This window comes from Arthrobacter sp. SPT-J7 (genome assembly GCF_059089965.1).
On record NZ_JBNHFF010000077.1, the window covers coordinates 1 to 13132 of the forward strand.

15 protein-coding genes are annotated in these 13132 nt (G+C 65.9%); 12 read left to right on the plus strand and 3 right to left on the minus strand.

The features are described 5' to 3' along the window. Positions 1-62 precede the first annotated feature (62 nt). Together AC5RWX_RS23580 and AC5RWX_RS23585 are read left to right on the plus strand one after the other, a co-directional pair. Complete coding sequence (locus AC5RWX_RS23580) at positions 63-1406, plus strand: M16 family metallopeptidase (RefSeq protein WP_494098734.1); 1344 nt, start codon at positions 63-65, stop codon at positions 1404-1406. 39 nt (positions 1407-1445) lie between these two features. Then, positions 1446-1952 carry a DUF1579 family protein gene (locus AC5RWX_RS23585; RefSeq protein ID WP_494098723.1) on the plus strand — a complete coding sequence of 169 codons (507 nt, stop codon included), beginning with the start codon at positions 1446-1448 and terminating at the stop codon, positions 1950-1952. 210 nt (positions 1953-2162) lie between these two features. Here AC5RWX_RS23585 and AC5RWX_RS23590 read toward each other — a convergent pair whose 3' ends face one another. Next, positions 2163-2429: a MoaD/ThiS family protein gene (locus AC5RWX_RS23590; protein WP_494029524.1), complete on the minus strand. Its 267-nt coding sequence runs from the start codon at positions 2427-2429 to the stop codon at positions 2163-2165. Between the two features lie 5 nt (positions 2430-2434). Then, positions 2435-3562 carry a GTP 3',8-cyclase MoaA gene (gene moaA / locus AC5RWX_RS23595; RefSeq protein ID WP_494098724.1) on the minus strand — a complete coding sequence of 376 codons (1128 nt, stop codon included), beginning with the start codon at positions 3560-3562 and terminating at the stop codon, positions 2435-2437. Between the two features lie 275 nt (positions 3563-3837). Here moaA and AC5RWX_RS23600 point away from each other — a divergent pair, with 275 nt between their 5' ends. From AC5RWX_RS23600 to AC5RWX_RS23630, 7 genes are all read left to right on the plus strand, one after another. After that, a complete protein-coding gene (locus AC5RWX_RS23600) occupies positions 3838-5316 on the plus strand; it encodes a molybdopterin-dependent oxidoreductase (RefSeq protein WP_494098735.1) in 1479 nt (492 codons plus the stop codon). A 20-nt stretch (positions 5317-5336) separates the two neighbouring features. Beyond that, a complete protein-coding gene (locus tag AC5RWX_RS23605; RefSeq protein WP_494098725.1) occupies positions 5337-6647 on the plus strand; it encodes a molybdopterin molybdotransferase MoeA in 1311 nt (436 codons plus the stop codon). Next, entirely contained in the window at positions 6635-7129 is a 495-nt protein-coding gene (moaC, locus tag AC5RWX_RS23610; RefSeq protein ID WP_494098726.1) for a cyclic pyranopterin monophosphate synthase MoaC, read from the plus strand. The genes AC5RWX_RS23605 and moaC overlap by 13 nt, the downstream gene beginning before the upstream one ends. An 11-nt stretch (positions 7130-7140) precedes the next feature. Further along, positions 7141-7656 (plus strand): MogA/MoaB family molybdenum cofactor biosynthesis protein, encoded by a 516-nt coding sequence (locus AC5RWX_RS23615; protein ID WP_494098736.1) that lies wholly within the window; start codon positions 7141-7143, stop codon positions 7654-7656. Further along, on the plus strand, positions 7646-8137 hold the full coding sequence (locus AC5RWX_RS23620; protein ID WP_494098727.1) for a molybdenum cofactor biosynthesis protein MoaE: 492 nt from the start codon (positions 7646-7648) through the stop codon (positions 8135-8137). Before AC5RWX_RS23615 ends, AC5RWX_RS23620 begins: the two co-directional genes overlap by 11 nt. A 108-nt stretch (positions 8138-8245) precedes the next feature. Continuing rightward, on the plus strand, positions 8246-9016 hold the full coding sequence (dapB, locus tag AC5RWX_RS23625) for a 4-hydroxy-tetrahydrodipicolinate reductase (protein WP_494098728.1): 771 nt from the start codon (positions 8246-8248) through the stop codon (positions 9014-9016). 2 nt (positions 9017-9018) lie between these two features. Next, positions 9019-9498, plus strand: coding sequence for a hypothetical protein (locus AC5RWX_RS23630; protein WP_494098729.1), 480 nt, complete (start codon positions 9019-9021; stop codon positions 9496-9498). An 86-nt stretch (positions 9499-9584) separates the two neighbouring features. Here AC5RWX_RS23630 and AC5RWX_RS23635 read toward each other — a convergent pair whose 3' ends face one another. Then, entirely contained in the window at positions 9585-10817 is a 1233-nt protein-coding gene (locus AC5RWX_RS23635) for a heparan-alpha-glucosaminide N-acetyltransferase domain-containing protein (RefSeq protein ID WP_494098730.1), read from the minus strand. Between the two features lie 83 nt (positions 10818-10900). Between AC5RWX_RS23635 and AC5RWX_RS23640 the strand changes: the two genes are divergently transcribed. The 3 genes from AC5RWX_RS23640 to dapA are packed head-to-tail and all read left to right on the plus strand — an operon-like array spanning position 10901 to position 13038. Further along, positions 10901-11260 carry a hypothetical protein gene (locus tag AC5RWX_RS23640; protein WP_494098731.1) on the plus strand — a complete coding sequence of 120 codons (360 nt, stop codon included), beginning with the start codon at positions 10901-10903 and terminating at the stop codon, positions 11258-11260. Between the two features lie 34 nt (positions 11261-11294). Beyond that, entirely contained in the window at positions 11295-12071 is a 777-nt protein-coding gene (locus tag AC5RWX_RS23645; RefSeq protein WP_494098732.1) for a carbon-nitrogen hydrolase family protein, read from the plus strand. 58 nt (positions 12072-12129) lie between these two features. Beyond that, positions 12130-13038: a 4-hydroxy-tetrahydrodipicolinate synthase gene (dapA, locus tag AC5RWX_RS23650; protein ID WP_494098733.1), complete on the plus strand. Its 909-nt coding sequence runs from the start codon at positions 12130-12132 to the stop codon at positions 13036-13038. The last annotated feature ends 94 nt before the right edge of the window (positions 13039-13132 follow it).

Genomic DNA, 13132 nt, shown 5'->3' on the forward strand with positions numbered 1-13132 from the left:
CCCCCCCCCCCGCCGCTGTTACGATGGCAGCCAGATCCCGGCTGCCCTTTTGAAAGGCCTCACTGACTGTTGTACCCCTGCCTCTAGAGCAGAACCACCGCGGCGACACCCTGGTCCACGGTTCCGACGGCGGCTCCGAAGTCCGGCGTTCGGTGCTGCCCGGGGGAGTGCGGGTGCTGACGGAGGCGATGCCCGGCCAGAGGTCGGCCACCATCGGTTTCTGGGTAGGCGTCGGGTCCCGGGACGAAGCCCCGGGCCAGCACGGTTCCACACACTTCCTGGAGCATCTCCTGTTCAAGGGAACCAAGCGCCGCACCGCGCTGGAGATCGCTTCCGCCTTTGACGAGGTGGGCGGTGAGTCGAACGCGGCCACCGCCAAGGAAAGCACGTGCTACTTCGCGCGGGTCCTGGATTCCGACCTGCCAATGGCCATCGACGTCATCGCAGACATGATCACCGGAGCCGTCCTGGACCCGGCAGAAATGGAGCAGGAACGGGACGTCATCCTCGAGGAAATCGCCATGGACAGCGATGACCCCACAGACGTGGCCCACGAACACTTCGTATCAGCAGTCCTGGGCAGCCACCCCCTGGGGCGCCCCATCGGCGGTACCCCGGACGCCATCAAGGCTGTGGCGCGGGACTCCGTATGGGAGCACTACCAGCGGTATTACCGGCCCGACGAGCTTGTGATCACTGCAGCGGGCGGCCTGGAGCATGACGTCGTCTGCGACCTCGTCGTGGACGCCCTTGAGTCTGCAGGGTGGTCGTTGAAGGCCGACGCTGCTCCTGTGGAGAGGCGTTCCACCGACCGGGCCCTGATTACCGGGACGGCAGGCCTCCACGTGGTCAAGCGCGCGGTGGAGCAGGCAAACATCATCATGGGCTGCCCCACGATTGTTGCCACGGACGAACGGCGCTACGTCATGAGCGTCCTGAACGCCGTGCTAGGCGGAGGCATGTCGTCGCGCCTGTTCCAGGAAATCCGCGAGAAGCGCGGCCTGGTGTATTCCACGTACTCCTTCGCTTCCTCCTACGCCGATGCCGGCTACTTCGGCATGTATGCGGGATGCACCCCGTCCAAGGTGCGCCAGGTCCTGGACCTGCTCGGCGAGGAACTGGACAAGCTGGCAGAGCACGGGATTACCGAGGACGAACTTCGGAAGGCAGTGGGCCAGTTAGGCGGCGGGATCGTCCTGGCCTTGGAGGATACGGGATCGCGCATGTCGCGGCTGGGCCGGGCAGAACTCGTTTCCGGCGAGTACCAGGACATCGACGAAACGCTCAGGCTCATCAAGGCCGTCACGGCAGAACAGGTTCAGGACCTTGCCGCGGAACTGGCAGCGGCACCTCGGACTGTAACCGTCGTCGGACCCTTTGAGGAGACGGAAACGTTCGGACTCTGACCCGCCGAAGGCAGGTCTTAGCGCGGGAGGTGAGGGACTGTGAAAGAAACCCCACCCAACCGCGGCCCTGGAGCCTTGGCTCGTTTCCTCGGCCGCTGGCAGGGAAGTACCTGGTTCGCCGCCGGCCCATGGGGACCGGAACGCACCGTTGACGCAGAAGTGACGTACAGGCCGGTAGCCGGCGGTTTCGCAGTGGTGCAGAGCTATCGGCACCTGGAACCGGACGGGACACATTTCGAAGGCCACGGAATTTTCACTCTGGATACGGACCACCAGAACGTTTTCTGGTACTACGTGGACAACTCGAGCCCGGTCCCGGGTGCCCCGGCCCGCTGCGCCTGGCACGGCGGAGCCCTCAGGGTGGAACGCGGTGGCAGCGCCGGATGGACCCGTCACACACTGAGCGTCGACGGGGGCGTGCTCACCCATGTGACAGAGCTTCGCACCCGTGGAAGCACGGCCGAAGGGCAGGAATCCGACGGTGGGGCCGACGGGAATGGCTCGCCCTATGTCCCGTTCATGACCTCAACGTTCCGGCGAAGCTGACGTCACCCCTGTCCCGCCGAGGCACGCCATGTCAGAAGTGCAGCAGGCCCCTGGCCGTTGAGGGGTCGGTGGGCAACACGGGGGGCATGGCATGGAAGTCATCCCACCAACTGTCGTCAGCTGGCAGATCTGCCGGATCCACAAGACTGTCCTCGGCTGGTTCGTCAGGCGGCCGTTCCGCAGGCAGGAGCCCGAGCGAGGGAAGGTCTCCTAGCCCCCGGCAAAGGGAGGCAACACATCCACCACGTCATTCGTGTTCAGGACGACGGAATGGTCCCGCACGGCGACTTCATTCAGCAGAAAGCTGCTTCGGGACAGGATGCGGGGCAGCGGGGGAGTGCCGGCAGGAGGCTCGGGGCGCTCCACCGACAGAACGGTCTCCAGCAGGTCAGCAACAGTGGAGCCCGGCGCCAGGTCGAAGCGCTCTTCTTCCACCCCTGCCGCAGCGCGCGCGGCAGCGAAGTAACGTACGTTCAAAAGATTCAGCCCCCGATGGCGCTCATGCTGCGGTCCGGCTGGACGAAGTCCGGAGCATCAAGTCCCACGTGGTCCATTCCGTGAGCCTTAGGTTTGATCCACATCGCATCCTGCCACCGCTGGGCAAGGGTATCGTCGCCGGCTCCTGAGCGCAGGAGGCCCAGCAGGTCGAATTCTTCCCGGGAGAAGAGGCAGCTCATGATTTTGCCCTCAGCCGTAATCCGCGTCCTGCGGCAGTCTGAGCAGAACGGTTCGGTGACCGACGCGATAATGCCCACGGTTCCCAGCACAGGGCCGGCAGCGCCATCACCGGACCCTGCCACCCGCCGTCGTACTTCAAAACGCTCCGCCGGTGCGCCGTCACGCGCGCGAGGGTCGGCGCTGAGGACAAAATCAGTGGAGAGCAACCCGCGGATTTCCTCGGCCGTGATCATGTTCAGCCGTGTCCAGCCATGGTCCGCGTCCAGCGGCATCTGCTCAATGAAACGCACTTCGTAGCCGCGTCCGAGTGCCCAGGCGAGCAACGAGGGCGCTTCGGCGTCGTTGATGCCGCGCATCAGTACCGCGTTGAGCTTGACCGGGCCCAGGCCGGCTGCCCAGGCTGCGTCCACCCCGGCCAGTACCTGGTTCAGAAAAGGCCTGCGCGTCAGCTGGGTGAACGTTTCCTCATGCAGGGAGTCAAGTGACACGTTGATGCGGGTCAGCCCTGCCGCCTTCAGCGCCGCCGCCTTTTTTGCCAGACCAACCCCGTTGGTGGTCATGGAGATGGGCAGGCTGGGATGGTTGCTGCGCAGCGCTGCGATAATGTCCACCAGGTCGTGCCGCACCAGCGGTTCGCCGCCTGTAAGCCGCAGTTCCCGGACTCCCAACAGATCCACGCCGATGCGGACTATCCGGACGATTTCCTCCGCCGACATGACCGCCTGCTTCGCCAGCCACTCCAGGCCCTCAGCAGGCATGCAGTAGGTACAGCGCAAATTGCATTTGTCCGTCAGGGACAGTCTCATGTCCGTGGCGCGGCGGCCATAGCGGTCCGCCAGCCCGGCCGGAGCATCAACGGGGCGGGCAGCGGGAACCGACGGCAGGGAAGCTGCTTCCTCCCGCGGTTGGGGCATGCCTAGCTGGACGCTCATGAATTCAGGCTACGCCACGTTGGGCTGTGCATCACACCCGTGACGGCGTGAAGGGCGGCAGAGAATACCCCGGCCGAATCCATGACACGGGCGGCGCCATGTGTACTCCGCGAACTTATGCTGGAGGTGTGGAAAGCTCCCAGCCAAGGCAGGCACCGCACGACGGCGGGACCAGGCTGCGGGAGCCCGCGCAGCGTCCGCTGCCGCAACAGCCACAGCCACGCCTGAACGGGCGGTGGGCGGCGGCCGCAGGGGCAGTTGCGGTGGGCAGTGCCGTGGTGCTTGGAGAGTTGTTGGCGGGCGTGTTCAGTCCATCCCTGTCGCCGCTGACTGCTGTTGGCGGCGCCGTCATCGATGCCGTTCCTGCCGGCGTCAAGGACTGGGCCGTGGCGGTGTTCGGTACTGCCGACAAGGCGGCTCTCCTGGCCGGAATGGCTGTGGTCATGGCGTCCCTGGCTGCGCTGGCCGGGGTGGTGGAACACCGCCGCCGTTTCATGGGCGCCGCTGTGGTTGCCGTCTTTGGGCTCGTTGGCCTGGTGGCCGTCCTGACCCGCGCCCAGGCCACCCTTAACGCGATGGTGCTGTCAGTGCTCACCGCAGTCGTCGCCGGAGGTCTGCTCATCTTCCTGATTGGCCGGCTCCGGGAAGAGCGCGCCGGAGCGGAACCAGCGTCCCGGGAAGCGCCAGCCCGCCGTCGCTTCCTGCGGGTTTTGGCAGTCGGAGCCGCATTCACCGTCATTGGTGGAGCGATGGCGGCAGCATGGCGGCGTGCGGCCGCCGTGGCCAGCGAAGCCCGCAGCCTCGTGACGCTGCCAGCCCCTGCATCGCCGGCGCCGGCCATTCCGCCAGCTGCGGAGGCGAAGGTGGACGGCCTGCAACCGCTCGTCACCCCCAACGCCGACTTCTACCGCATCGACACCGCGCTGACAGTTCACGCCGTCGACCCGGACACATGGGTCCTCAAAGTCACCGGCATGGTGGAAACAAAGGTGGAGTTGACCTTCGCCGAACTCCTGGCCAAGCCCATGGTCGAGCGCCACGTGACCATCGCCTGCGTGTCCAACAATGTGGGGGGAGACCTTATTGGCAATGCCCGCTGGCTGGGCTGGCCGGTCCGAGAACTGCTCAGCCTCGCCGGGCCCCAGCCTGGCGCAGACATGGTGCTCTCAAGAAGTGTGGACGGCTGGACCGCAGGCACGCCCCTCGAGGCGCTCAGGGATAACCGGGATGCGCTGCTCGCCGTCGGAATGAATGGCGAGCCGCTGCCCCTTGAACACGGATTTCCCGTGCGGCTGGTAGTGCCCGGACTTTACGGGTACGTGTCGGCCACCAAATGGGTCACCGGGCTCAAGGTCACCAGATTCGCCGACGACGTCGCCTACTGGACTCCCCGGGGCTGGTCGGAGCGGGGACCGATTAAAACGTCCTCGAGGATCGATGTACCACGAGATGGCCGGCAGGTGAACGCGGGAACGGTAATGGTCGGCGGCGTCGCGTGGGCTCAACATACCGGCATCGAAAAAGTGGAGCTCCGTGTGAACCGTGGCCCGTGGCAGCGGGCGGAGCTGGCCGAAGGCATCTCGCTGGACACCTGGTACCAATGGAGCCTGGGCCTGGAACTTGCGGAAGGCCAGTACGAACTCCAGGTCCGCGCCACGGACCTGGCTGGCAACACTCAGGACGAGGAGAACCGGCCTGTCGTCCCGGACGGAGCCACGGGGCTCCACACGATTAGAGTGGATGTGAAACCCTGACGGCTACCGAAGGCGGAACCATGACCAGCCCGCAACACCATGGAACGCCTGTAGAGCAGGCGTTGCCCCAGACCGGGCACCAGCCCGGCGGCCAGGCGCCGCACCGTCCGCATCATGGCGGGCACCAGGCACGGTCCGTGGCTGACCATGCCGTTGCCGTCGCGGAACTGTTGCAGCATGTGCGGGCACCGGAACGGGCGGAACTGCTGCCCCTGTACCAGGCGCTGGGCCGCGGCCTGGTGAGCGCCGTCCGCGCTCCCATCAGTTTGCCGCCCTTCGCCAACTCCCAGATGGATGGCTACGCCATCCGTTCTGTCGACGTGCCCGACGGCGGCGCCGAGTTGCGCCTTATGCCTCCCGTTCCAGCCGGAGCAAGCCCTGCACCCCTCCACCCCGGGATGGCCGTTCCCGTCATGACCGGCACGATGCTCCCCCAGGGGGCTGACGCCGTCGTCCCCATTGAACGGGCCATTCCGGACTATTTCCTTCCGCACACCGAGCAGGCCACGGTGCGGCTGCCTCCAGCAGCGCCCGGCACCTATATCCGCGCAGCAGGCAGCGACGTAGAGGCAGGCAGGACGGCCCTGGCCGCCGGAACCTTCCTGGGCCCTGCCCAGTTGGGATTGCTCGCGGCGCTGGGGATTCCAAAGGTCAAGGTGTACCGGGCCGTGACGGTTCTGCTGGTCACCACCGGCGACGAAGTGGTGGAACCCGGCCAGGAGCTGCCCGCCGGCAAGATCTACGACTCCAATGCCACCCTCCTGGAAGCAGCCATGAAGCAGGCCGGGCTGAACGTCCGCCGCACGGGCATCGTCACCGACAACCCCGACCGGCTTCGCACGCTGCTGCGGGCCGAGGGCGAAGCGGCGGACCTGATCGTCACCACCGGCGGAGTCAGCAAGGGCGCGTACGAGGTGGTCCGGCAGGCGATGCAGGACCAGCCCGTGGACTTCCTGCATGTGGCGATGCAGCCGGGCGGACCGCAGGGGATCGGCACCTTCGAGGGACGCCCGTTCCTGGGCTTCCCAGGAAACCCGGTCAGCTGCCTGGTGTCCTTTGAAATGTTCCTCCGCCCCGTTGTGGCCGGCCTGCTCGGCGCACCAGCGCCGCGCCTGCCCATTCGTGCCCGCCTCAGCCAGTCACTCACGTCACCTGAACACAAGCACCAGGTCCGCCGTGGCACCCTGCAGCCTGATGGGACCGTGGAGCTGCAGGGCGGGGAAAGCTCGCACCTGATGCACGCGCTCGCCGGTTCGAACGTGCTGGTTCATGTCCCGATTGGAGTGGCCGCGCTCACGGCAGGGGCAGAGGTGGAAGTATGGATGCTGTGAATGCAGAACAATCCCCGGCCGCCCTGACGCACCTGCGCCAGGACGGCAGCGCCCAAATGGTGGACGTCTCCGCCAAAGCCGAAACCACCCGCGAGGCAACCGCCACCGCCACGGTCCACACCACGGCAGAGGTCATGGCCCTGCTTGGCTCGGGTGGTCTGCCCAAGGGAGACGCCCTGGCCGTGGCACGGGTCGCCGGAATCATGGCGGCGAAGAAGACCCCCGAACTGATTCCGCTGTGCCATCCGCTTCCGCTGTCCAAGGTCACCGTGGACTTTGAGCTTGGAACGGAGTCCGTGGCCATCCTGGCAACGGTCAAGACCCGCGGCGTCACAGGCGTGGAAATGGAAGCCCTCACGGCAGCCTCCGTCGCTGCCCTGAGCGTTTACGACATGATCAAGGCCGTGGACAAACACGCCGTCCTGAATGACATCAAAGTGCTTGCCAAGAGCGGCGGCAAGAGCGGGGACTGGACACTGTGAGCAGCCCCAGCATGCTGAATGCTCCGGAACCCCACCGCCACGGCGACGTCCAAGGCCGAAAGGCCGGAGTCGTCATTGCCTCCACCCGGGCCGCCGCCGGAATTTACGACGACGAAACCGGCCCCGTGATCACCGACTGGCTGACTGAACACGGCTTTGACGTCTTCCCTGCCATGGTGGTCCCCGACGGTGAGCCCGTGGGCGCAGCCATCCGTGCCCTCCTGACCCAGCGCCCCGCCGTCGTCATGACCAGCGGAGGCACGGGTCTCAGCCCGGACGACCGGACGCCGGACGTCACGCTGCCGCTGCTGGACCGCGAGATCCCCGGCATCATGGAAGCCATCCGGCGCGCAGGGGCCGCAAAAACGCCGCTTGCGGCACTCAGCCGCGGTTACGCAGGTGCCGCGGGGAACACCTTCATCATCAACCTGCCCGGATCACCTAAAGGGGTAATGGACGGACTTACAGTCCTGGATCCGGTGATCGGGCACCTTTGCGACCAGTTGGAAGGCGGACATGGGCACTGAAACAACATTCGAGGTGGTCAGCGCTGTCCTGAGCGCGGAACCCATCTCCGTTGACCAGGCCATTGCGGCAGTGGAAAGTGACACCGCCGGGGCGGTGGTCAGCTTCAGCGGCGTGGTGCGAAATCACGACGGCGGCAAGGCAGTTAAGCGCCTCAGCTACAGCGCGCACCCCACAGCCCACCAGGTGATGGCCGACGTCGTTGCCCGCCTGGCAGCGGAACAGATGACAGAGGCACAAATGGCAGAGGCACAAGGGGAGGGCGGCTTCGCCTCCCAGCCCGTGCGCATTTGGGCGGCCCACCGGATCGGCATGCTCGACATCGGCGATCCCGCGCTTGTGTGCGCCGTCTCCGCAGCCCACCGAGGCCAGGCCTTCGCCGTGTGCTCGGAGCTGGTGGACAGGATCAAGGAGCTGGTGCCCATTTGGAAGGAGCAGTTCTTCGCCGACGGCACCGTGGAGTGGGTAGGCGCGGGCAACTGATCCTGCTGTTGTTCCTGCCTGCCCCACCATTCCTCACGCCGGCCCCTGCGAGGTAACGCACACTCCGCAGTTCCCGTGCGCTGCAGGCCCGCCGGTAGGGTTAACGGCATGACCGAACAACACTCTGCTCCCTTGCCCGTTGCCGTGCTGGGCGCGAATGGGCGCATGGGCGCCGAAGCCGTAAAAGCCATTGAAGCCGCCCCTGACATGAAGCTCGTCGCCGCCTTGCACCGGGGAGATTCGCTGGACCAGCTCACCGCTGCAGGGGCACGCTTCGTGGTGGACCTGACAGTGCCCGAAAGCACTGAAGCGAACGTACGCTTCGCCGTCGAACATGGCATCCATGCTGTTGTCGGCACCACCGGGTGGGACGCCGGCAAGCTGTCCGGGTTGGCGGACCTGCTGGCAAGCCGGCCGGAGACGGGCGTGCTGATTGCGCCCAATTTCGCCCTTGGCTCGGTGCTGGCCTCCGCGTTCGCCGCGAAGGCATCCAAATACTTCGAGTCGGTCGAAATCATTGAACTGCACCACCCGGACAAGGTGGACGCACCGTCCGGCACGGCCGTCCGGACTGCCGAACTCATCGCCGCCGAACGCAGCGCGGCGCAGGTGCCGCCCAGCCCCGATGCCACCACCAGCGAACTGTCCGGTGCACGCGGCTGTGAGGTGGACGGCGTACGCGTCCACAGCGTACGGCTCCGCGGCCTTGTCGCACACCAGGAAGTCCTGCTCGGCAGCGCCGGCGAGCAGCTGACTTTGCGCCATGACTCCTTCGACCGCGCCTCCTTCATGCCCGGCGTGCTGCTTGGCCTGCGCAACGTGGCCGCCCACCCCGGGCTCACGGTGGGCCTTGACGGCTACCTGGACCTGGGGCTGTAGCCGTGGGCGGGCTGGTTGCGGGCTTCCGGAAAAACCGCACCAAAATCTGGGTGGGGGCAGTCACCCTCCTCCTGGTCTTCTACCTGGTGGTGTCCTTCCAGCGCTCGATCCTGCTGCTGACGGACAGCAACCCTGCGGCGGTTGCCATCGGAGCGGCGTACCTGGTGCTGCCGGTGATCGGCGCCTGGGCGCTCGTCCGGGAACTCATGTTCGGGGCCCGCACCGAGCAGATGGCGAAAGTCCTCGAGGCCGAGGGCGGCCTTCCCGTGGACGAGCTGCCCAGGACCCCGGCGGGGCGGATTGTCCGTTCCGCAGCGGATGCGGAGTTTGAGAAGTACCGGGCGGAAGCTGAAGCAGCACCGGGGGACTGGCGTTCCTGGTTCCGGCTGAGCTGCGCCTACGACGCCGCCGGCGACCGCAAGCGAGCACGCGCCTCCATGCGCGACGCAGTCAAGCTCTTCCGCGGCAACGTTACGGCCTAGCTGCCGCTGGCGTTCCAGCCTGGCCGCCGGCAACGTTCCCGACTGGCCGTTCGCTGGCGTTCTGGCCCGGCTGCCCGCTGGACACCCTAGCGGATGGCCTGGGCGCCGCGGCCCACCTGGTTAGCCGCATGCCCCAGCCATTCCAGGGGTCCGCGCCACTTCAGGAGCACGAACACCATGCCCACAATTACTGCTGTTGCGGCCTGGGCGAAGTACATCGCGTCCTCTGTCCAGCCGGCCGGGAGCGGCTTGAGGTAGAAGCCTGAAACCACCCACACGTGGACGGAGTAGAGGGTCAGGGTCATGGCCCCCGCACCGCGAAGCGGCAGCAACAGGTCCAGGGCCACCCACTCGGCCAGCCTGCCCAGCAGGAGGAAAGCCCCGATTACCGCCACTGCCACGGCGGACGTATGCAACAGGTCAAGCGGGGTAGCCGAATGGGGCGCTGCCGAGGCCAGCCACCACCAGGACCCCTCCTGCGGGATGCCCGTCAGGTTGACCTGCAGGACGTTGTGTAACGGATAGTTGGGCGAATCCAATAACTTCTCCAAGGCGGCCCGGCCGCCCCAGCTTTCCATCGCCGCGGTTCCCAGGGCTTTGGCCAGAACAGCAACGATAGTGCCGCCAATCAGGAGCACCCACGGGACGAGGGCCTTGTTGAGCATCAGGCGGCCGACGACCAGGCCCACCAGCAGGTAGGACATCCACTGGAAAACGGGGTAATAGCCGGTGAAAAAGAGGTCCGCCAGGAGCCGGGTGGGTGTGGACAGATCCTCCCAGGAGGGGTTGTGACCCAGCCTTAACGGCGGGTTCGCCGCCAGCAGCCAGGGGCGCAGCAGGTACGCCAAAACCGGCGAGCCCAGGAGCCAACCGGCTGCCCATCCAACGAGCGGCTTCAGCTTCATGCCCAGGAACGGCAGGACGCACAGGAACAGTACTGCGTAGTGGACCAGGATAATGGCCAGGTTCACTTCGAGGCCGCCCAAACTGAGTCCGACGGCGGCAATCACCAGGGCGCGCAAGGCAACGCCACGCCGGGCTGCTGACAGGTCCGGGCCATCCAGCGGCCTGTGCTTGCCCGTGGACAAGGTAAGGCCAACGCCTGCCAGCACTGCGAACAGTGCGGCGGCCCGGCCCGAAAAGGTCAGGCCGATCCAGGTGGGGGTCAGGTCGGCGTTCGACTCGAACGTGGGAAGCAAGTGGGTGGCCATCATTCCCAGCAGGGCCAGCCCGCGCGCCGCGTCGATGCCATACAGCCGGCCCGGCACCGACCGGCCGGCAGCCGTCCTGGAAGAGGCGGCGGTGTTACGGGAGGTCATGACCAGATCGTCTCACACCTGCCTGTGCCAGAGCGTTCAGAAACCCCCTTGTCTTCGAATATATGTTCGAATAGCATGGACGCATGCAGACCCCATCACCCGAAATCCCCGCTTCAGAGTCACAAGATGCCGGGCCCCTGAAGGCCATGAGCCCGGGTGTTGTTGACTACCTCTTCCGCCAGTTGGTGACTGGAAAATCATCCGAGGATATCCAGTGGGAGCAGGAGGGCATCAGTCTGTCCGCGCAGCCGGAGGGGGCGGAGCTCGCGCGCCGGCTCGGCGAGACGGATATCGACGCCCTGACTCCGGTCGAACTGTTCCACTACGTCCGGGCAGCCCAGCGGCTGGCCACATGGGCGGAAGGGCTGAGGCAAGCGGCGGTCGGCAGGTACTGCCGGCCGGGACCTGATGAACCGCCACGCGCTCAAAAGGACCGCTGCTGAGGTTGGTGTCGGGGCAGTTGCCTAGGATGGAGGCGTGACAGACACCCTCCCCGTAGCCGCCATCCAGTACCAGCCCCTGGATGGAGGAATCACCGCAAACGCTGCCGAGCACGTGCGCCTCATCGAGGATGCCGATGATCACGGCGCCCGCCTGGTGGTCTTCCCGGAACTGTCCCTCACCGGATACCGGCTGGATCTCCTCAAGGACTCCGAGTTCTGGCTAATGCCGGATGACGAACGCCTCGGCAATGTCCGGGAGATCTGCCGCAGGACCGGGATTACAGCAGTTGTCGGTGCTGCCCTTCGGGAAAGCGATGGTTCAGCACGGTTGGCATCACTTGCCATTCATCCCGACGGCAGCACCGAACCGGCATTCAAGACACACCTCCACGGCCAGGAGCAAGAGCTGTTCACGCCGGGGGAGGGCGCCACCCTGATCGAGGTGGACGGATGGAGCATCGTACTGGCGCTGTGCTTTGATACCTCCGTTCCCACCCACGCAAACGACGCCGCTGCAGCTGACGTGTATTGCGTGTCCGCCCTCTACACCAGGGACGAGGAACACCGGCTGGCCCTCCACCTTGGAGCACGGGCCATGGATAACAGGATGTTTACGCTGCTTGCCAACCTGGGCGGCAGGAGCGTCTTGGGGGAATCCTGCGGCCTGAGCGGTTTTTGGGGCCCTGACGGTTTACCGCTGAAGCAGGCAGCGGGAACCGGCACGGAAGTTGTTCCCTCCATTCTGCAGCGAAGCCGCCTCAGAAAATACCGAAAGCCAACCGCCGGGGCCGCCGGCGAAACGGCTGTTTGACGTTCATCACGCCGCCCCTATTGTCCTAACCAGCCGGGAACAGGGTAACGTTTTTTCCATGGCTGACACTTCCGCGCGCATCCCTGCCCTTGGCACCCTCCTGACCGCCATGGTCACGCCGTTCACGAAGGACGGCACTGTGGATTACCAGCAGGCCGCGGAACTGGCCACCAAGCTGGTCGACGACGGCTGCGACGGCCTGGTGGTTACCGGAACCACAGGTGAAACCTCCACCCTCACCGACGACGAGAACCTGGGCATGTTCCGTGCCGTCAAGGAAGCGGTCGGAGGCCGGGCGGCCATTATTGCCGGCACCGGCACCAACGACACCGCGCACTCCGTGCACCTCTCCCAGCAGGCTGCGGCCCTGGGCGTGGACGGCATCCTGCTGGTGACGCCTTATTACAACAAGCCCAGCCAGTCCGGCCTGCGCGCACACTTTGAAACCGTCGCCTCTGCCGCCGATGTGCCCGTCATGCTGTACGACATCCCGGGCCGGTCCTCGATCGCCATCGAACCCGAAACCATGATCCGCCTGGCGCAGCACCCCAACATCGTGGCGGTCAAGGATGCCAAGGCCGATTTTGTTGCGGCCACCCGCGTCATGGCAGAAACGGACCTGTTCTTCTACTCCGGCGACGACGGACTGACCCTGCCCTGGATGGCCCTCGGTGCCGTTGGCCTTGTCGGCGTCACCACGCATGTGGCCACCCGCCAGTTCCGCGGCCTGATCGATGCGGTCAACGCCAACGACCTCGGAACCGCGCGGAAGATCAACTTTGAGCTTCAGCCCGTGGTCCGCGCCACCATGACCCGGGTCCAGGGGGCTGTTGCGGCCAAACAGATTCTTAAATGGCAGGGAGTCCTGCCCAACTCGATTGTCCGTTTGCCCCTCGTGGAGCCGGACGAAGCCGAGATCGAAATCATCCGCGGGGATTTGGCGGAAGCGGGGCTGGTCTTTTCCTAAGGGCTGAGACCGGCGCCCTTGCGCCTGGAAAGTAGTGCACTATGACCCAAAACGCCCTAACCGGCCTTGTCACCCCACCCCGCCTGCTGCAGGG

What these genes read in the sequence shown, in the direction of transcription:
- moaA (WP_494098724.1), bottom strand. Translation starts at nt 3,562, where the DNA reads ATGAGCGTCCAGCTAGGCATGCCCCAACCGCGGGAGGAAGCAGCTTCC.
- AC5RWX_RS23605 (WP_494098725.1), top strand. Translation starts at nt 5,337, where the DNA reads ATGACCAGCCCGCAACACCATGGAACGCCTGTAGAGCAGGCGTTGCCC.
- moaC (WP_494098726.1), top strand. Translation starts at nt 6,635, where the DNA reads ATGGATGCTGTGAATGCAGAACAATCCCCGGCCGCCCTGACGCACCTG.
- AC5RWX_RS23615 (WP_494098736.1), top strand. Translation starts at nt 7,141, where the DNA reads ATGCTGAATGCTCCGGAACCCCACCGCCACGGCGACGTCCAAGGCCGA.
- AC5RWX_RS23620 (WP_494098727.1), top strand. Translation starts at nt 7,646, where the DNA reads ATGGGCACTGAAACAACATTCGAGGTGGTCAGCGCTGTCCTGAGCGCG.
- dapB (WP_494098728.1), top strand. Translation starts at nt 8,246, where the DNA reads ATGACCGAACAACACTCTGCTCCCTTGCCCGTTGCCGTGCTGGGCGCG.
- AC5RWX_RS23635 (WP_494098730.1), bottom strand. Translation starts at nt 10,817, where the DNA reads ATGACCTCCCGTAACACCGCCGCCTCTTCCAGGACGGCTGCCGGCCGG.
- AC5RWX_RS23640 (WP_494098731.1), top strand. Translation starts at nt 10,901, where the DNA reads ATGCAGACCCCATCACCCGAAATCCCCGCTTCAGAGTCACAAGATGCC.
- dapA (WP_494098733.1), top strand. Translation starts at nt 12,130, where the DNA reads ATGGCTGACACTTCCGCGCGCATCCCTGCCCTTGGCACCCTCCTGACC.